Source organism: Acinetobacter sp. YH12117 (assembly GCF_013418865.1).
GTDB classification, from domain to species: Bacteria; Pseudomonadota; Gammaproteobacteria; order Pseudomonadales; family Moraxellaceae; genus Acinetobacter; species Acinetobacter indicus.
Genome location: NZ_VPBF01000001.1, coordinates 53,419 through 70,681, shown reverse-complemented (window position 1 = coordinate 70,681; position 17,263 = coordinate 53,419). Strand labels below are relative to the sequence as shown.

Genomic DNA, 17,263 nt, shown 5'->3' with positions numbered 1-17,263 from the left:
AAACCACATTCATTCACCCATAAAAATAGGCCTAATCTTCCCGGACAAAAACGATTGCTGTTTTATCCGGTCAGATTAAGCCTATGTTTTTAGCAAGCTGTACTATTCCGAGGTAAAGCGTCCATAGCAGTCGCGTTTACGCGTGCCCGAAGATGAGCTACGACCACGGCGATCATCGTCGTCATCATCGTCATCGCGGCTACGACCACGGCGATCGTCGTCGTTTATATGACTTCTGGCGCCGGCACGACGTGCTTCTTCTGACGTAAACTCATGTGCATTATGGGCTGCGCGGCCGGCTTCACGCGCTTCTTCGGATGTAAATTCATGCGCATTGCCGCTGGCATGGGCTGCACGCCCACCACGACTGGCAATTTCTCTTTGTTCATCTGGATCCATACTCGCAAATCCACGATTTGAAGTACCCTCATTACGTGTATTGGCCATGATTCACCCTTCCTGTTATTTATTTTGATTGTCTATGTTGCGACTCTTTTAAGATAAGAGTGAAAATTAAAATAAACAGCTAGGCTTTGTTTCAGATCATTGGAATGTAGCAGGTCTTTTTTATTTTGAAAAAATTAACAGGCTGTATTTAAAATAGTAAAATTTTATTCTTTTAAATATCTTTTTTAATTTTTTACCATCTTTATATTTCAGCCGTTTTTATTTACAAAATGAAATAATAGACGCGTTAAGATGAGGTGGTTTATTTTCTTAATAATAAAAAATATTTAAATAGAGTCCATAATTTTTAAATATATTCTTTAGTCCCGTGATTTCACTTTCATTGTCTTATGAATTGCGGCTTAAATATAAAAAAAGCCAGTCAGTGAGCGCTGACTGGCGAAAAGGAAGACACAGATAAGTAGCTGAATGTCCGATTTAGTCGACCTGGGTAAAGCGATTTAAAACAGCAATCGACAGCAGCAATAAAGCCACCAGCGCAAAGACGGTGCTCAGGCCAATGGCTTCACTTAGGAAACCGACCAGCGCCGGGCCACTTAATGAACCGCTATAGGCAATGGTCGATACCAGCGATAAAGCAGCTGCTTTAGGCATAATATTCTGACGTCCGACACGGGAGAACATCACTGGCACAATATTGGAACAGCCAAAACCGAGTAAGGCATAACCCAGCAGGACCACCGCCCAGTGCGGCGCCATCACAATAATGCCTAGACCCAAGGCCGCACACAGCGCGCTATAGGTGATGATGTTTTTCTCGCCCCACATTCTTAGTAAGCGACGTCCAGAAAAACGGCCGATGGTCATGGTAATGGCAAAGAAGGTATAGGCCAGACCGGCAAAAGAAGCGTCCATCCCAAAGTTGCTGACCAGATAAATCCCGCTCCAGTCCATTGCCGAGCCTTCCGATAAAAAGGCAATAAAACAGACCAGACCAATTAACAGGATCATCGGACTTGGACGAAATTTCTGCTTCGCTGGTGGTGCGGTGTCTTCTGTGGCTGTGTCTGATTTTTTCTCAATTTCAGACAGGCTGTTGGGAACGGCCAGAATGGCAATAAAGGCCAGCACCGCGCTCATGATTAAAGCACTCATTAGCGGTGAAACACCCAATGACAGCAGCACAGTCACAGTCAGCACACCAAGTAAACCGCCCAGACTGCACATACCATGGAAGCTGGACATCATATTTTTCAGGCTGTTCTTTTCAACAATCACCGCCTGTAAATTAATGGCCACACCAAATGCACCCACCGCGGTCCCAAAGATAAACAGCACAATTGCCATGCTTAAGGCAGTACCAAATACCGTCAGTAACGGCAAAATGATCATCGCTGCAACCAGCGCAATCCCGATTAAAATACGGCAGCCAATACGCTGGATTAACAGACCAGCCGCAGGCATGGCCAGCATCGATCCAATCCCCATACAGAGTAGCAACAGGCCAAAGTCTGCATGGTTTAAAGAAAGACGTTGTTGTGCAAATGGAATGAGCGGTGCCCAAGATGCCGTACTTAAACCCAGACCAAAAAAGCTGAGTTTGGTTGCCAGACCTTGTGCATTGAGCTGGGCAGATGCATCGACGACTGTGGTTTTGGAAAACAACATGTATGTGCCACCTTCTAAAAACAGGGCATCCCATTCCAAAAAATTGTCCATAGAAAAACCCCTGCACACTTATAGAAAAATCTATAAACTTGCAGGGGCTTTTGTTGGCGGAATTATACACAATTCACAGCACTGTACAGCCCTTTTTTGTCTATTTTACAAACAATTTTGTAATGACAAAAAGTACTTCATTTTTCTCGTTTTTTTGAAAAATTCCAGCTGCAATATTTTTATATAATCATTTAAAAACAAATGCTTAATAGGTTGATTGTTTTATTCAATCAGTTTAATGAGTTTTAGTGATTGCCTGAAAATTGGCTTACATACAGATACACAGCCCTGCCCTTTCAGTTTTGATTATTCCGACCGCTCAACCAGCTAGCTGTTTCAGGATTAAGCGTTTAAACCAATAAGTAGCTAGAGATCTTCTGTAGTTTATAATTTTTATTTAAAAAATAATAAAATGAGATTTATAAATATATGATTTTTGATTATCTCAACTCATCTATTTCAATATAACAATAGCTTTAATTATTTAAATTTAGCCTCAATCATTTAGATATTTCATAATGTGTAATATATATCTGCATGTAGTGAATTGTTATACTCTATGGCGGAGTTGTTTCGATTTTAAATAAAGCTATTTTTATCTCTTTGAGGCGTTTAAATTAAATAGAGATATTTATTTCATCTGAATTGGAGTAATAAAAATGGCTGATATTAATTTAAATAACATTCAGAAACATAGCGAAGTTATTGCCTCATGCGGCACCCATGTCGGTACGGTCAATCATCTGGAAGGCAGCGATAAAATCAAACTGACCAAGCAGGATTCTGGCGATGGGATGCACATTACATTCCGATCTCTTGGGTGGAAGAAATTCGTGGCAACCAGATTATCCTGAACAAGAATTCTGAAGAAGTCACCCGTCAGTGGGAAGCGGTATAACTTCTAAAAAGCACGATCTGCCCAGACTCGTGCTTTTTTATCGCTAACGATTTCATCTGATTGAGCAAAACAATAAATCGACCCTAAAATTTGGAGAACTCCATGAATCATTATCCTGACAGCCCATCTCCGCAAGAGAAACAGGAGCATCAGCCCGGTGTGCAATATAAAATGACGCCCGAACCTGAAATTATTAAAAGCAATTATCAGGGCAGTCAAAAACTCAAAGACAAGGTGGCCTTAATTACCGGCGGTGATAGCGGCATCGGCCGCTCCGTGGCAGTGCTGTTTGCCCGCGAAGGTGCCAATATTATTATTCCCTATTTAGAAGAAGATCAGGATGCGCAAGACACCAAGCGACTGGTTGAGCAGGAAGGTCGTCAATGTCTGCTGATTCAGTGTGACCTGCGCCAACATGCGGCAGTGCAGCAGATGGTCGATCTGGCTTTGCAGCAGTTTCCGCATATTAATATTCTGGTCAATAATGCTGCTGTGCAATATCCACAAAAAACCATTGAAGATATTAATCCCGAACAGCTGCATAAAACCTTTGAAACCAACCTCTACCCGCTGTTTTATGTGACCCAGCTGCTGATTCCTCAAATGCAGGCCGGTGACAGTATTATCAATACCACCAGTATCACCAGCTATCAGGGCCATAATGAGCTGATTGATTATGCCAGCACCAAAGGGGCAATTACCGCTTTTACCCGTAGCCTGTCGACCAACCTGCTAAAAAATAAAACCGGGATTCGGGTGAATGGTGTCGCACCCGGCCCAATCTGGACGCCGTTAATTCCAAGCAGTTTTGATGAAGAACAGCTAAAAGGTTTTGGTGAAGATACCCCCATGGGCCGCATGGGTCAGCCAAGTGAAGTTGCGCCGGCTTATCTGTTTTTAGCCTCCGATGAAGCCAGCTATATTTCCGGTCAGGTGATTCATGTTAATGGCGGTACTATTGTCAATGGTTAACGGCATTTAAAGGCACACAAGTAATGTAGATAACATTTTGAGTTTTATTGAAACATGCAGATCTATACAGGAGTGAAACTGATGTCTAGAGGTGATAAGTCGGCCTATACCGACAAGCAGAAACGTCAGGCCCGCCATATTATTGAATCGGAAAAAGAGCGAGGCCATTCCGAAGAAGAAGCAGAACGCATTGGCTGGTCTACCGTCAATAAACAGGATGGCGGCGGTAAAAAGAAATCTCACTAAATGCCCTTCTGTTCTGCTGGAACCCTTTTAAACTTCTATAAAAATGCCAATCCTTAGGATTGGCATTTTGTTAGGTGATGACAAGTAGATCATCAGATTTTATTGAATCTGCTGCAGCGCCTGCGGGAATAAAAACTGGGTCAGTTGACGCGTGGCCCATAAACCAGTGGGATTATGATGCTGATGCGGCGCCAAGTAAGGCAACAGCAGATTGATTTTTTCTTCCGCGTTACGCGCCAGCTTCAGTTGTTGCTGCATGGCCTGCTGTTCGCTGGAATTGAAATAATCGACAATATAATCATCGGCCTGCTGCACTGGCGTTATGGCTTTGAACGGCGCACGGCGTTCGGTATAGGCTTGAGCAATCCAGTCATAAATAATCTGCTGTTCAGCGACTGAAAATACACCGAACATTTTGCCTTCTTCATTGTGAATCAGCTGCCAGAAGCGGCTTTCACTCGGATGCTGGCCGCGTTTAATCCACTGTTTATCCTGTAATACCTGAAGGAACTCGACCACTTTCTGGTCATTGCTGAGCCATTCATTCACCGATGCTTGAGCAAAGCGGCAGCGGTTATTATGAATCAGCTTGCCGACCACGGCTTTTTTCTTGAAAATCTTTTCAATCAGCGGGGTTAAATCACTGTTTTTAATAATTTCAGTCGAGCCTAGGCCAACATCATTCAGAGCATAGCCGCGTTTCAGTTTGTCAATAAACTCTGTTTTATTGGCGGCCTGACTATAGCCATATTCCAGTGCGGCGACTGAACGATGCGCGTGACCATTGTCCAGGTTATCAATGGTAATGTGCACATTAAAATACTGATGATCCAGCCCCAGTTCAGCCAGTTCATAATTACTGATCAGCAAATGCAACGGCAACTGTTCATAGCCTAAATTAAAACCAATCACTTCCGGCAGATATTGCTGCGGCGCATAGGCCAGCGCCAGTTGTACCACGGGCTGATAATAGTATTCATCTTCCAGTCCTTCGACCAGATCTTGCAGATTCAGACTGCTGAGCAATTGCTGATACATCGACACGTGATTGGCTTTGGCTGAACCGAGGCCCAGCTCTTCCAGATAAATCATGATCAGATGCTGAAAATTCGGATCAGACCAATGTTTTAAGGTGCTATACAGCCAGGAACCATCGACATATTTTACTGGCGCGACTTTCACCAGAAAGTCATAGGCTGCTGCTACATGCTGAAAGTATTCACGCTGACCACCAGCCTGACGCCGGCTTAAATACTGTTGATAGCGTTCACAATTCTGCATATTCTGCTGAAAAAGCCAGTCTTTGATCTGGACTGGCTCATCGGGTAAAGGAATAGATGGGGGATCTATCTGGTGAAGCTCGCGCTGTAAAAGCTGGGCCGAAAGCTTTTCTTTTTCTGGTGCTGGCGTGCTTTCATCCAGAAAGAAATGAAACAGCTCCCGATAGCTTTTTTGTCGTTCGAGTTTTAAGGGGCGATAACTGTTCTGAGAGACAACTGACATCTTGTTATTTTCCATTATTTTTCACTCAAACCAGCTTAGGAGATTCGCCAAAATCACCATAGTTCAGTTTTGTTAAACCACGTTAACTTGCCGGCTGCTCAAAAATAAAGCGCAGAGATATCAGAAATTTATAAAGATAATTCAGTTACATAATCGGCAAGTCCGGGCATTTTTTCTGTAAAAATAGCTCATCCTCCTGTAGCGCTGTTGCACTCAAGTTTGAGTCTTGAGTAAAAAATGCAGCAGTTGTGCAAAATAAAAAAGACCAAAAGACATCTTATCTTCTGGTCTTATAAAAGCTGGCTAAAGTCTGCTGTTACTGGAATTTGGCTTTCAGCTGGGCCAGACCGGTACGAATCAGGTTGCTGCCCTGCCCGATTTTGTCATGCCAGTGATTTGGCACCGAACACCTGGCCAGACGCACCCAGACACTGGAAAACTGCTTGATAAAATTGGCTTCATTATAATGAATACCATATTCTGCACATAGCGCCTTAATTTTTGGTGCCACTTCAGCATAACGGTTGGCCGGCATATCCGGAAATAAATGGTGCTCAATCTGATGGCTTAAATTTCCACTTAAAATATGCAGCCACTGGGTGCCACTAAAATTACTCGAACCGCGAATCTGGCGGATATACCATTCAGCCCGGCTTTCATTTTCGGTGTTGTCGGCTTCAAAATTTTCTGCATCTTCAGTGAAATGGCCATTGAAGATGACTGCAGATGCCCACAGGCTGCGAATCACATTGGCGACAGCATTGCCGGCAAAAACCGGAATGGCATTTGGCCCAGCAAGCAGCGGGAAAAAGACATAATCTTTGACCACCTGACGGCGCATTTTCTTTCTTAAACCGGCCGCTTCATCCCAGACCTGTTTCCAGGTTTTGGTTTTATAAACCAGTACATCTTCTAAATGCAGACGTTGCAGCCCCACATACCATTCAAAAAATACCATCAGCTGAATGGCCAGCGGAATATTCATCAAAAAACGCGGTTCCCATTTTTGTGCTTCGCTAACCCGTAGCAAGCCATAGCCGACATCGTGGTCTTTGTCGACAATATTGGTATAGGTGTGATGAATATAGTTATGGGTATATTTCCAGTCGTCTCCGGTGGCAATGGTGTCCCAGTCATAACTGGCACCGTTCAGGGTCGGATCATTCATCCAGTCAAACTGGCCATGCATGACGTTATGACCCAGCTCCATATTTTCAACAATTTTGGATAATCCGAGTAAACCAGTCCCCAATAACCATACTGGCGGAATCCAGCCGCCAAACATCAGCATCCCACGTGAGGCAATTTCACTATAGCGGACAAAATTACGGATTTTATAAATATACTGGGCATCTTTTTCCCCCAGATCGTCCATGACTTCACGGCGGATGGCTTCCACTTTGACACCAAATTCCTGAATCTGAGCCTCGGTTAAATATTTTGACTTGCTGTTCGGATGTAACGCGGCAGGCATATTCATGTGATGTTCCCTCCAGATTATAAGTTAATCACGACAGGACTGATTGCCTGCGTCACACAAAGTTTGATTTGGGTATTATGGTTATGGTCAATTTCACCAGTCAGCAGATTACGCACGCTGCCCCTGACTTTGGTACAGGAACAGGTATTGCAAATACCCATGCGACAGCCATGGGCCGGTCTTAACCCGGCGGCTTCGGCACTGTCCAGCAAAATTGCTGTTGGCCTGAAAATCCTGCTGCGAGCGCAAGAACTGCACCGGCTGCGCCTCCAGAGTTTCATCTACGGTCATTTGAAAATACTCGGAATGAAACTGCTCGCTTAAATCCAGCTGCTGACAAATCTGCTGGGCGGCCTGCATCATCGAGGCTGAACCACAAGCATAAATATGTCGCTCACCCAGTTGCTCGACCGTGTTTTGCAGTAAGCTCAAAGACAGATGCTGATGCTGTTCTACAGTATTAAAATGATGATATTTAAAATGCGGATACATCAGCGCCAGGGTTTTAATTTCGGCATGGAAGGCATCATCCCGGGTGAAATACAGCAGGTCTATCGGCTGGGTCGAGCTGACCACGGCTTTTTGTAATAAGGAATAAATGGCGGTAATCCCACTGCCCGATGCAATAAAACATAAGGATGGAACTGGTGCCGGCAGTACAAAATTGCCCTGCGGCTGGGACAGCTCCACCACAGCCCCTGCCGGTAACCGGGTCAAAGCATTGGACATTTTACCTTGTCGTTTGATGGCCAGAATCACATCGCCGTTATCGAGCAAAGTGACAATGGAATAGCTGCGCTGCTGGCGTACCCCATTCATCGCCAGCGTGACCAGAATACTTTGTCCGGCCTGAAAACGCTGTGCCTGAAAATTCTGGTTGGGACGTAAATGAATTTTATAAAAGTCTGGACTTAATGCCTGAATTTCAACAACGCAGGCTTTGACCTTTTTCAATGCCCAGACTGGATTTATTTTTTCTGCAATAAAATCAATAAAATCTTCTCGAATCCACTCGGGCTTATACTCTACAGAAGTGCTCATAGCGGCCTCATGATTTTTTCAGTGAACGGATGTTCTTTTTTTAATGTTCATGCCCACTATATAGATTCATAATCTCGATTCCATGTGAATGCAGGACAAAACTTGTCTTTCCCTTAGGTTTTAGCTGGTTTTGTCTGACAAGATTCTGCACTTTTTCGGTTCCAACTTCGATGGGAGAAGTTTTATTGTTCTGATTTGCTTTTGTGCAGGCGCAGGATTTTTCATGAAAATGTCGTATGCTTTTGTCAGACTCGGTGAAAATGCCTGATATTTTTGCTGTAATTGTCCCCACATTAGACTTAAGTCCAAAAAGTCTAAAAACAAAAAAAGCCAGAAGTGTCCTTCCGGCTTTTTTAATCTATAGCGTGTAATTAGAAGTTATAGATGGCCACCATATTAATACGGTTGTCTTCACCTGTTTTGCTGCCATTGGCCGCAGGGACTACTGCTTCACGCTCACCATAGACATATTCCAGACCTAAGCTAACTGGCTTGATCGGGCTATAGAAGACATTGGCCCATGCCTGCCATAAGTCTTTGTTAACGCCAGTTCGTTTATCTGCTGGAGTCGCTGCCAGATAATCAGCATCCTGATCAAAGCTCATATAGCCATAACCCACTGTGCCGCGCAGTTTTTCATTAAACTTCTGGGTCAGACCGACCGTAATCGAATCAAACTCGCTTTGCTCCAGACCGTTCGCGCCCCGGATGGTGCCGGTATTGGCAAAAGACACAAAGCTGCTATCACCCTTCACATGGTAGTAGTCTGCTTTTAAAGTCGTGCTTGGGGTCACATCATATTTAGCGCCCAAGCCAACGCCCCATGCCATTTCTTCATCAGAATTGATACGTTTTTCATGGCCCATGGCACGTGCGCTCACGCTCATGTTATCGGCGAACTGATGATTTAAGCGCGCAGTTAAAGCCGGTAAACGCTGGGTGATGCTGTTATCTTTTGGGTCTTCAGCAGCCACCACCAGATTGGTTTGCGGGCTGAATTTCGCGGTATAACGCACTTGCGGGGTACGTTTAACTGCGCCACCGGCATAGGCCAAAGCATCGACTGTTTCCGGCATATAATCCGGTACCGCAAAGTTAGACCAGGTTTGACCAATTAACCAGTTGCCATAATTTAAGTAAGCATGACGAATACGTAAGTTATCAAAATTTGAACCGCCCAAGAAGTCGACTTCAATTTTACCTTTTACGTCTTGATCACCCACAGGGCTTTTGAAATCCAAACCTAAACGTGTAGCAGAAAGCGTTGATCTTAAACGATCACTACTTTCATTATTGCCTTCTAACGCTACGGCATTAATATGGTTATATGGCAAATCTCGGCTACTGCCCTCAACCTGATAAGAACCATCCATACGGACGTTTCCATACAGGTTAAATTCAGCATTACCCAGCGTCATACCCAAGCCGCGCTTTTCAGTGCTGGCTTTTTGTGCAACAGGTGATTGTACCGCAGTATTGGCAAGTTGGTTTAAATTCGCTTGAACCGTTTGATTTTGTTGAGCATATTGATGAACAAGTGCTTTCAGTTGTTGCACTTCCTGACGAAGCTGCTCAACTTCCTGGCTGCTTTGCGCATTGGCCATTACACTCATTGTTAAACCGACAGCAATTACTAAAGGTTTGATCATCATTGTTTTCATGGGCACACTTATCCTGTGACTATCCGTTTTTGTCGTTCCTGACAAAGTTTCATTGTTTTAAAGTTTGGCTAGCCTGAAGAACTCAAGCTAGCGGTTTGCTCAGAGATTAATGTGCAGAGCTTTTGACTGCTTTGACATTGCTGTTGGCGAAGCTTTCCTGCTTGGCTTTGGCACCATCTACCGAGACTTTCAGATTTACCATAAAGATCGCTACGGCTGCAATTAGACCAGGGATGGCAATCATCATGAAATTCATCTGGTGTGGCAGGTTTAAAGTCAGCAGTGCACCGGTCAGCACAGGCCCGACAATCGCGCCGATCCGGCCAATTCCAGAGGCCCAACCCATACCGGTTGAACGTACTGTAGTCGGGTAAAACTGTGCGACGAAAGTATATAGTAAAATTTGTGATCCAATGGTGGCTGCACCGGCAATGGCAATTAAGGTATACAGCACTGGCTGTGGACTGTTAAAGCCAAGCAGGATTAGCGCAATTGCCCCCACGGTGAACATAATGGTCAATACCGGTTTCAGATGGAAACGATCTGACAAGGCACCGCCACCAATTGCACCGACCATACCGCCAATATTCAGCGCGAACAGGAACAGCATACTTGCACCGAGTGAATAACCGGCCTGAATCATCAGTTTTGGTAACCAGCTGCCCAATGCATAGACCATTAACAGACACATGAAGAACGCAACCCAGAACATTAAGGTACTGAAGGTACGACCTTGCTGGAACAGTGCACGTAATGGGGCTTCATCACCGGCCATCACTTCATTCAGCACAAACTGGGTATTTGGCGCAATATTCTGTTCTGGAGCAATTTTCTGTACAAAGGTGCGGACCTGTTCTGTTTCACCTTTTTTAGTGAGGAACATCAGGGATTCTGGCAAGAATTTCCACAGCAGCGGTAACAGCAATAATGGTGTACCGGCTAGGTAGAACATGATTTTCCAGCCATAATCTGCCACCAGCCATGCACCTAACAAGGCAGAGGTCATCCCGCCAATGGCATAGCCACTGAACATCACGGCAACCAGAGTACTCCGAATCCGTTTTGGTGCGTATTCGGTCATCAGTGCCACCACGTTTGGCATCACACCGCCAATGCCTAAACCGGCAAGGAAACGTAAAATACCAAACTCAATCGGGTTACTGGCAAAAGCACCGAGGAAGGTAAAGCCACTGAAAATGGCCACACAGATCATAATGGTCTTTTTCCGGCCCAGTTTATCGGAGAGCGTTCCGAAACTCATGGCACCGAACATCATCCCGAACAGCGCGGTACTGGCCAATAGCCCTGCCTCTACCGCACCAAGTGACCATTCCTGCATCAATAGTGGTAAAGCCACCCCGTAAATAACCAGGTCATAGCCGTCGAAGATAATAATTAATAAACACCATAAAAGTACGCCCCAGTGAAATGGCGTAAATTTCGCGTTATCAACCACCGTATTGATGTTTACTGAATCTGTTGTATTCACGATAAGCCTCCTGCTTGTGAAACCGTCCAAATTTTTGTAAACAATGACCCAATGCGTTATTTTTGTCCAAAACCGATTGCATATATATTCATACCTAAAAAGTTAGGCGGAAAAATTAGTTTTATAAACAATTGTTTATGTTTTAAACAATCTATCTTCATATAAGAAATATAAATTAAAGTTTATTTTTAAGCTGTGAAACATAAAAAAAGGTCTGAACAAAAGCGCGCCGTTCAGACCTGTTGCAACTTTATCTATATAAAGGATGGAAAGAGCTAAACTTCAACGCCCTTAAATTACAGTACGATCATATTTAATCGCTTCCAGATCATAGACCTGATAAATACTGTCAAACAGCGAGCGGATATCTTCGCTTTCATCCATACTGCGAATCGCCAGGAAAATCGGGCTTTTAGCAGCATCATCGAGTAAAGGAATATAGTTCAAATGCGGCAACTGTATGGTACGCGCGCTTTCCGGGACTATGCACATGCCTTCACCAGCAGCCACCAGCCCCAAAGCCAGCTGAATTTCACGCACTTCTTTTAAACTGCGTGGCTCCAGACTGTATTCGGAAAACAGGCCGCGCACCTGGGTCGAAAAATTCGGTTTGGGATGGTTTGGATAGAGAAAAATATTTTCTTCGACAATATCTGAAAGGTATATACCCTGCCGCTTTGTTGCAAATATATGACTGTCATGCACTGCCACCATGAGCGGTTCTTCACGTAATAAAATACGTCGAATGGCCGGATCGGAAATGCGTAAACGACCAAATCCGACATCTATACGACCTTCCTTTAAGGCCTGAATCTGGTTGGTGGTAGTCATTTCAACCAGTTCTATCTTTAAATTAGGATGTTGTTGGCGGAATAAATAGACTATTCTGGGGAGTAAACCATAAAGTAAAGAGCCCACAAAACCAATGGTCACGGTTTTCTCGACCATTCCCACCCGCTTGGTCATGGTTTTGATCTCTTCCGCATTAGACAAAAGTTTTACGGCATGCTGATAGAAAAATTGGCCTGCCGGAGTGGTCTGTAATGGGCGGCTACCGCGCTCAAATAGCTGAATTCCAAGCTCACTTTCCAGATTTTGGATCTGACGGCTTAAAGGTGGTTGCGCAATAAACAGTTTTTCAGCTGCTTTGGTAAAACTCTGTTCTTCTACCACAGCAACAAAGTATCTGAGATGTCTAAGTTCCATACCCTTTCCATACCTTTAGAATATAATAAAATGCCAAAATGATCTTCGACAGTGCGTTTCTATTCTTTTAAGGTATATCACATCAGATACACAACGCAAGATTGCGAAGAGTAAAGTGATGTATAAATCCATTGAAACCATGCTTGTCGAGATTCCGACCATTCGTCCACACAAAATGGCGGTGGCGACAATGCAGACGCAAACCCTGGTATTGGTAAAGATCTCCACAGACGATGGTTTTGTGGGCTGGGGCGAAGCAACCACAATTGGTGGATTAGGCTACGGTGAAGAAAGCCCAGAAAGCGTAAAAACCAATATTGATACTTACTTCGCACCTTTACTAAAAACATTGGCTGGTTTGAACTTTGCACAAACCATGCGCGCCCTGAAAAAGAATATTAACGGCAACCGTTTTGCCAAATGTGCCATCCAGACTGCTTTACTGGACATTCAGGCACAGCGCCTCGGTTTACCACTGAGTGAAATTCTTGGTGGCCGTTTACGTGACAGCGTTCCTGTGCTTTGGGTATTGGCTTCAGGCAATACTGAAAAAGACATCGCTGAAGCGCAGAAGATGATTGAAATCAAACGTCACAATGTGTTCAAGCTGAAAATCGGTTCTCGTCCGGTTGAAGAAGATGTTGAACACGTGCTGGCAATCAAAAAAGCATTAGGCAAAGACGTTTCTATTCGTGTTGACGTTAACCGTGCCTGGTCAGAGCTTGAAGCCATTAAAGGTATTCAGCTGCTGCAAGATGGCGGTGTTGACCTGATTGAACAGCCATGCGGCATTGAAAACCTCGATGCGATGCGTCGCCTCACCCGCCGTTTCGATATTGCCATTATGGCAGACGAATCGTTAATGGGTCCAAACAGCGCTTACCAGATTGCCCGTAACAATGGCGCATCAGTTTTTGCAGTTAAAGTGGCGCAGTCCGGCGGCCTGATTGAAGGATGTGAGGTTGGCAAAATTGCCAAGCTGGCCAATATCGACCTATACGGCGGCACCATGCTGGAAGGCCCGGTAGGAACCATTGCTTCAGCGCATGTGTTCTCGACTTTTGAAAGCCTGGCTTACGGCACCGAACTGTTTGGTCCATTGCTACTGACGGAAGAAATTTTAAAAACACCATTGCAATATCAAAACTTTGAATTGGTGTTACCAACCACTGCCGGTTTAGGTATTGAACTGGATGAAGACAAGCTTGACCGCTTACGTCGTCAATAAAGGAGCTAGACATGCTTTTCCACGTACGCATGGATGTCAATATTCCACTCGATATGCCAGCTGAACGCGCTAATGAAATTAAAGCCGTTGAAAAGGCATATTCGCAGGAATTACAGCGCCAAGGTAAATGGTGTCATATCTGGCGCATTACAGGCCAGTATTCAAACATCAGTATTTTTGATGTTGAGAGCAACGAAGAACTGCACAACCTGCTGCAAGGTCTGCCGTTGTATCCATACATGAATATTGAAGTGATGGCGCTTAACCGCCACCCATCTTCTGTCCGTGATGATGACACCTGATTCACAGTTCATATCGGTATTTTAAGAATTTAAAGCCGCTATCGGGGTAGCGACTTTAGAAATCCAAAGGGTAAATAAACAAGGATTGTGGCCAGCCAGATCAGCCAGCCAAACAAGCATTCAGGCAGCCACGACAACTATATACATACATTCAAGGAGTAATTGTATGGATCGTCAAACAATTGAAAACGTAGTTAAGGCTTGTAACGTCGACACTGCAGAGGGTCCGGTAAATCCACGCGTTCAACAGGTTGTGGTACGTCTTGTAACTGATCTTTTCCAAGCGATTGAAGACCTGGATTTAAGCCAGTCTGAAGTATGGAAAGGTATTGAAACCATTATTGACATCGCCAAAGCAGATGAATTTGCATTAATGGGTTCTGCAGTTGGTCTGGAACACTTCCTTGATCTTCGTGCTGACGAAGCAGATGCCAAAGCAGGCCTGACTGGCGGTACGCCACGTACAATTGAAGGTCCTTTATATGTTGCAGGCGCACCTGAATCAGTAGGTTTTGCACGTATGGACGACGGTTCTGAAGAAGGTCAAATCGCAACATTAATCATTGAAGGTCAAGTGACTGACACTGATGGCAACATCCTGCCAGGCGCGAAGGTAGAAATGTGGCACGCCAACAGCCATGGTAACTACTCTTTCTTTGACAAGTCGCAATCACACTTCAACCTGCGTCGCAGCATTTTAGCAGACGACCAAGGTAACTACGTTGCACAAACTACCATGCCTGTAGGTTATGGCCTGAACCCAGAAGGTCCTTTACAAGGCGTATTGAACCAGATCGCGCGTCACGGTCAACGTCCTGCACACGTGCACTACTTCATCTCTGCACCGGGTCACCGTAAATTGACAACTCAATTCAACATTGAGGGTGACAAATACTTATGGGACGACTTCGCATTCGGTACACGTGAAGGTCTGGTAGCCGTTGCTGAAGATGTGACTGATGAAGCTGAAATCGCGCGTCGTGGCTTGAAAGGTCCGTTCAAATACATCCGTTTTGATGTAGTTCTTCAGAAAGATAAAGAAGGTGCTCCTTCTACTGAAGTTGAACGCCGCCGCGCAAGCGCTTAATCATACAGGGAACCGAAATGTCTACTCCCAGACATTTCGGTGACTTACCCAAATTTGGAAAGTCGGAGAACGGACATGCCTCGTATTCCAGTAATTAACACCAGCCATTTAGATCGTATTGACGAATTACTTGTTGAAAACTATGAAACAGGTGAATTTAAGCTACATCGTTCAGTATTTACAGACCAGGCCATTTTTGACCTTGAAATGAAATATATTTTCGAGGGAAACTGGGTGTACTTGGCACATGAAAGCCAAATTCCAAATAACAACGATTATTACACCACTCACATGGGCCGCCAGCCGATCATCATTGCACGTAACCGTAACGGTGAACTGAATGCCATGATCAATGCCTGTTCACACCGTGGTGCGCAGCTTTGCCGTTACAAACGCGGTAACAAAGCGACTTATACCTGCCCTTTCCACGGCTGGACATTTAACAACTCAGGCAAACTTTTAAAAGTAAAAGATCCGGCAGATGCAGGTTATTCAGACTGCTTCAACCAAGACGGTTCACACGACCTGAAAAAAGTTGCCCGTTTTGAAAACTACAAAGGTTTCTTGTTCGGTAGCTTAAACCCGGATGTTCCACCACTAGAAGAATATCTTGGCGAAGCCACCAAAATTATTGACATGATCGTGGGTCAGTCTGACCAGGGTCTGGAAGTATTACGCGGCTCATCAACCTATACCTATGAAGGTAACTGGAAGCTGACTGCTGAAAACGGTGCCGATGGTTACCACGTGTCTGCAGTACACTGGAACTATGCTGCAACCACTCAACAACGTAAAGAAAAGCAAGGTGGCGACAACATTCGTGCCATGAGCGCGGGTGCTTGGGGTAAACAAGGCGGCGGTTCATACGGATTCGAAAATGGTCACATGCTGCTTTGGACACAATGGGCCAACCCGGAAGACCGTCCAAACTTTGCCAAAAAAGATGAATATACCGAGAAATTCGGTGCGCCAATGGCGAAATGGATGATCGAGCGTTCTCGTAACCTGTGTATCTATCCAAACGTCTACTTCATGGACCAGTTCGGTTCACAGATTCGTGTACTTCGTCCATTGTCTCCAACCAAAACTGAAGTGACCATTTACTGTATCGCTCCTGTCGGTGAAGACGCTGATGCACGTGCACGTCGTATCCGTCAGTATGAAGACTTCTTCAACGCTTCAGGTATGGCAACTCCAGATGACTTGGAAGAGTTCCGTGCATGTCAAGCGGGTTATGCCGGTATTGCCCTGGAATGGAACGACATGAGTCGTGGTGCCAAACACTGGATCCAAGGTCCGGATGATGCGGCTAACGAAATTGGTTTAAAACCAAAACTTTCAGGCATTAAAACTGAAGATGAAGGTTTATACCTTGCTCAACACGAATTCTGGCTCAAACTTATGAAAAAAGCGATTGCTGACGAGAAAGAGCTTGCTGCAACTGAAGGAGAAAACGCATGAGCGCGATTACTTTAGAAAATATTGCTCAATTCCTCTACCGTGAAGCACGTTTTTTAGACGATGAGCAATGGGACGACTGGTTACAGTGCTATGCGCCAAATGCAGAATTCTGGATGCCAGCCTGGGATGACGATGACAAACTGACTGAAGATCCACAGTCTGAAATTTCACTGATCTACTACCCGGACCGTCAAGGCCTTGAAGACCGTGTGTTCCGTATTAAAACTGAACGCTCTTCTGCCACCATGCCGGATACCCGTACCAGCCACAACATCAGCAATATTGAAGTGGTTGAGCAAAACGGTGATTTAGTCACAGTGCGTTTTAACTGGAACACTTTAAGTTTCCGTTACAAAACCAACTACAGCTACTTCGGCATGTCACGTTATGTGATCGATTTCTCTGGCGAAGAACCAAAAATCGTGAACAAGTATGTGGTTCTGAAGAACGACTACATCAACCAAGTAATTGATATTTACCATCTGTAAGCCCTGCTGTTTTAGCTTACTGATGTGGCCTTCAGCCAAACGGAAACTTGGCTGAAGGTTGAAAATGTTTCAAA

Annotated in this window: 13 protein-coding genes and 3 pseudogenes; 8 read left to right on the top strand and 8 right to left on the bottom strand. The window is 44.7% G+C overall.

What is annotated here, in order from left to right:
* Nucleotides 1-144: 144 nt before the first annotated feature.
* Together FTU55_RS00315 and FTU55_RS00310 are read right to left on the bottom strand one after the other, a co-directional pair.
* A pseudogene (locus FTU55_RS00315) lies at nucleotides 145-447 on the bottom strand (KGG domain-containing protein); the annotation flags it as partial.
* Between the two features lie 438 nt (nucleotides 448-885).
* A complete protein-coding gene (locus FTU55_RS00310) occupies nucleotides 886-2,127 on the bottom strand; it encodes an MFS transporter (RefSeq protein ID WP_168384807.1) in 1,242 nt (413 codons plus the stop codon).
* Between the two features lie 659 nt (nucleotides 2,128-2,786).
* On the opposite strand from FTU55_RS00310, the pseudogene FTU55_RS00305 reads away from it, so the two are divergent.
* The 3 genes and pseudogenes from FTU55_RS00305 to FTU55_RS00295 all read left to right on the top strand — a co-directional run bounded on the left by FTU55_RS00305 (nucleotide 2,787) and on the right by FTU55_RS00295 (nucleotide 4,243).
* Nucleotides 2,787-3,025, top strand: a pseudogene (locus FTU55_RS00305) (DUF2171 domain-containing protein).
* Nucleotides 3,026-3,115: 90 nt separating this feature from the next.
* On the top strand, nucleotides 3,116-3,997 hold the full coding sequence (locus tag FTU55_RS00300) for an SDR family oxidoreductase (protein ID WP_228127888.1): 882 nt from the start codon (nucleotides 3,116-3,118) through the stop codon (nucleotides 3,995-3,997).
* A gap of 81 nt (nucleotides 3,998-4,078) precedes the next feature.
* Nucleotides 4,079-4,243 (top strand): hypothetical protein, encoded by a 165-nt coding sequence (locus FTU55_RS00295; RefSeq protein ID WP_016658124.1) that lies wholly within the window; start codon nucleotides 4,079-4,081, stop codon nucleotides 4,241-4,243.
* A 99-nt stretch (nucleotides 4,244-4,342) separates the two neighbouring features.
* Here the strand turns inward: FTU55_RS00295 and FTU55_RS00290 are convergent, their stop codons facing one another.
* The 6 genes and pseudogenes from FTU55_RS00290 to FTU55_RS00265 all read right to left on the bottom strand — a co-directional run bounded on the left by FTU55_RS00290 (nucleotide 4,343) and on the right by FTU55_RS00265 (nucleotide 12,623).
* A complete protein-coding gene (locus tag FTU55_RS00290) occupies nucleotides 4,343-5,746 on the bottom strand; it encodes an iron-containing redox enzyme family protein (RefSeq protein WP_257223307.1) in 1,404 nt (467 codons plus the stop codon).
* Between the two features lie 316 nt (nucleotides 5,747-6,062).
* Entirely contained in the window at nucleotides 6,063-7,226 is a 1,164-nt protein-coding gene (locus FTU55_RS00285) for a fatty acid desaturase (RefSeq protein ID WP_373686109.1), read from the bottom strand.
* A 17-nt stretch (nucleotides 7,227-7,243) separates the two neighbouring features.
* Nucleotides 7,244-8,267 (bottom strand): annotated as a pseudogene (locus tag FTU55_RS00280) (ferredoxin reductase).
* A 371-nt stretch (nucleotides 8,268-8,638) separates the two neighbouring features.
* Nucleotides 8,639-9,928, bottom strand: a complete 1,290-nt coding sequence (locus FTU55_RS00275; protein ID WP_180045782.1) for a DcaP family trimeric outer membrane transporter — start codon at nucleotides 9,926-9,928, stop codon at nucleotides 8,639-8,641.
* Between the two features lie 106 nt (nucleotides 9,929-10,034).
* A complete protein-coding gene (locus FTU55_RS00270; RefSeq protein ID WP_005178072.1) occupies nucleotides 10,035-11,417 on the bottom strand; it encodes an aromatic acid/H+ symport family MFS transporter in 1,383 nt (460 codons plus the stop codon).
* Nucleotides 11,418-11,708: 291 nt separating this feature from the next.
* On the bottom strand, nucleotides 11,709-12,623 hold the full coding sequence (locus tag FTU55_RS00265; protein ID WP_104473128.1) for a LysR family transcriptional regulator: 915 nt from the start codon (nucleotides 12,621-12,623) through the stop codon (nucleotides 11,709-11,711).
* Between the two features lie 118 nt (nucleotides 12,624-12,741).
* Between FTU55_RS00265 and FTU55_RS00260 the strand changes: the two genes are divergently transcribed.
* The 5 genes from FTU55_RS00260 (at nucleotide 12,742) to benB (ending at nucleotide 17,189) form a co-directional block, all read left to right on the top strand.
* Nucleotides 12,742-13,851: a muconate/chloromuconate family cycloisomerase gene (locus tag FTU55_RS00260; protein ID WP_016658119.1), complete on the top strand. Its 1,110-nt coding sequence runs from the start codon at nucleotides 12,742-12,744 to the stop codon at nucleotides 13,849-13,851.
* Nucleotides 13,852-13,862: 11 nt separating this feature from the next.
* Nucleotides 13,863-14,153 (top strand): muconolactone Delta-isomerase, encoded by a 291-nt coding sequence (gene catC, locus FTU55_RS00255; protein ID WP_180045780.1) that lies wholly within the window; start codon nucleotides 13,863-13,865, stop codon nucleotides 14,151-14,153.
* A gap of 166 nt (nucleotides 14,154-14,319) precedes the next feature.
* Nucleotides 14,320-15,240, top strand: a complete 921-nt coding sequence (catA, locus tag FTU55_RS00250; protein WP_005178079.1) for a catechol 1,2-dioxygenase — start codon at nucleotides 14,320-14,322, stop codon at nucleotides 15,238-15,240.
* 75 nt (nucleotides 15,241-15,315) lie between these two features.
* Nucleotides 15,316-16,701 carry a benzoate 1,2-dioxygenase large subunit gene (gene benA / locus FTU55_RS00245; protein ID WP_005178080.1) on the top strand — a complete coding sequence of 462 codons (1,386 nt, stop codon included), beginning with the start codon at nucleotides 15,316-15,318 and terminating at the stop codon, nucleotides 16,699-16,701.
* Nucleotides 16,698-17,189: a benzoate 1,2-dioxygenase small subunit gene (gene benB, locus FTU55_RS00240; RefSeq protein WP_005178081.1), complete on the top strand. Its 492-nt coding sequence runs from the start codon at nucleotides 16,698-16,700 to the stop codon at nucleotides 17,187-17,189. Before benA ends, benB begins: the two co-directional genes overlap by 4 nt.
* The last annotated feature ends 74 nt before the right edge of the window (nucleotides 17,190-17,263 follow it).

Excerpts from the sequence above, each read along its gene's own strand:
- FTU55_RS00310 (WP_168384807.1), bottom strand. The coding sequence starts at position 2,127 with ATGGACAATTTTTTGGAATGGGATGCCCTGTTTTTAGAAGGTGGCACA.
- FTU55_RS00295 (WP_016658124.1), top strand. The coding sequence starts at position 4,079 with ATGTCTAGAGGTGATAAGTCGGCCTATACCGACAAGCAGAAACGTCAG.
- FTU55_RS00290 (WP_257223307.1), bottom strand. The coding sequence starts at position 5,746 with ATGTCAGTTGTCTCTCAGAACAGTTATCGCCCCTTAAAACTCGAACGA.
- FTU55_RS00285 (WP_373686109.1), bottom strand. The coding sequence starts at position 7,226 with ATGAATATGCCTGCCGCGTTACATCCGAACAGCAAGTCAAAATATTTA.
- FTU55_RS00275 (WP_180045782.1), bottom strand. The coding sequence starts at position 9,928 with ATGAAAACAATGATGATCAAACCTTTAGTAATTGCTGTCGGTTTAACA.
- FTU55_RS00265 (WP_104473128.1), bottom strand. The coding sequence starts at position 12,623 with ATGGAACTTAGACATCTCAGATACTTTGTTGCTGTGGTAGAAGAACAG.
- FTU55_RS00260 (WP_016658119.1), top strand. The coding sequence starts at position 12,742 with ATGTATAAATCCATTGAAACCATGCTTGTCGAGATTCCGACCATTCGT.
- catC (WP_180045780.1), top strand. The coding sequence starts at position 13,863 with ATGCTTTTCCACGTACGCATGGATGTCAATATTCCACTCGATATGCCA.
- catA (WP_005178079.1), top strand. The coding sequence starts at position 14,320 with ATGGATCGTCAAACAATTGAAAACGTAGTTAAGGCTTGTAACGTCGAC.
- benA (WP_005178080.1), top strand. The coding sequence starts at position 15,316 with ATGCCTCGTATTCCAGTAATTAACACCAGCCATTTAGATCGTATTGAC.
- benB (WP_005178081.1), top strand. The coding sequence starts at position 16,698 with ATGAGCGCGATTACTTTAGAAAATATTGCTCAATTCCTCTACCGTGAA.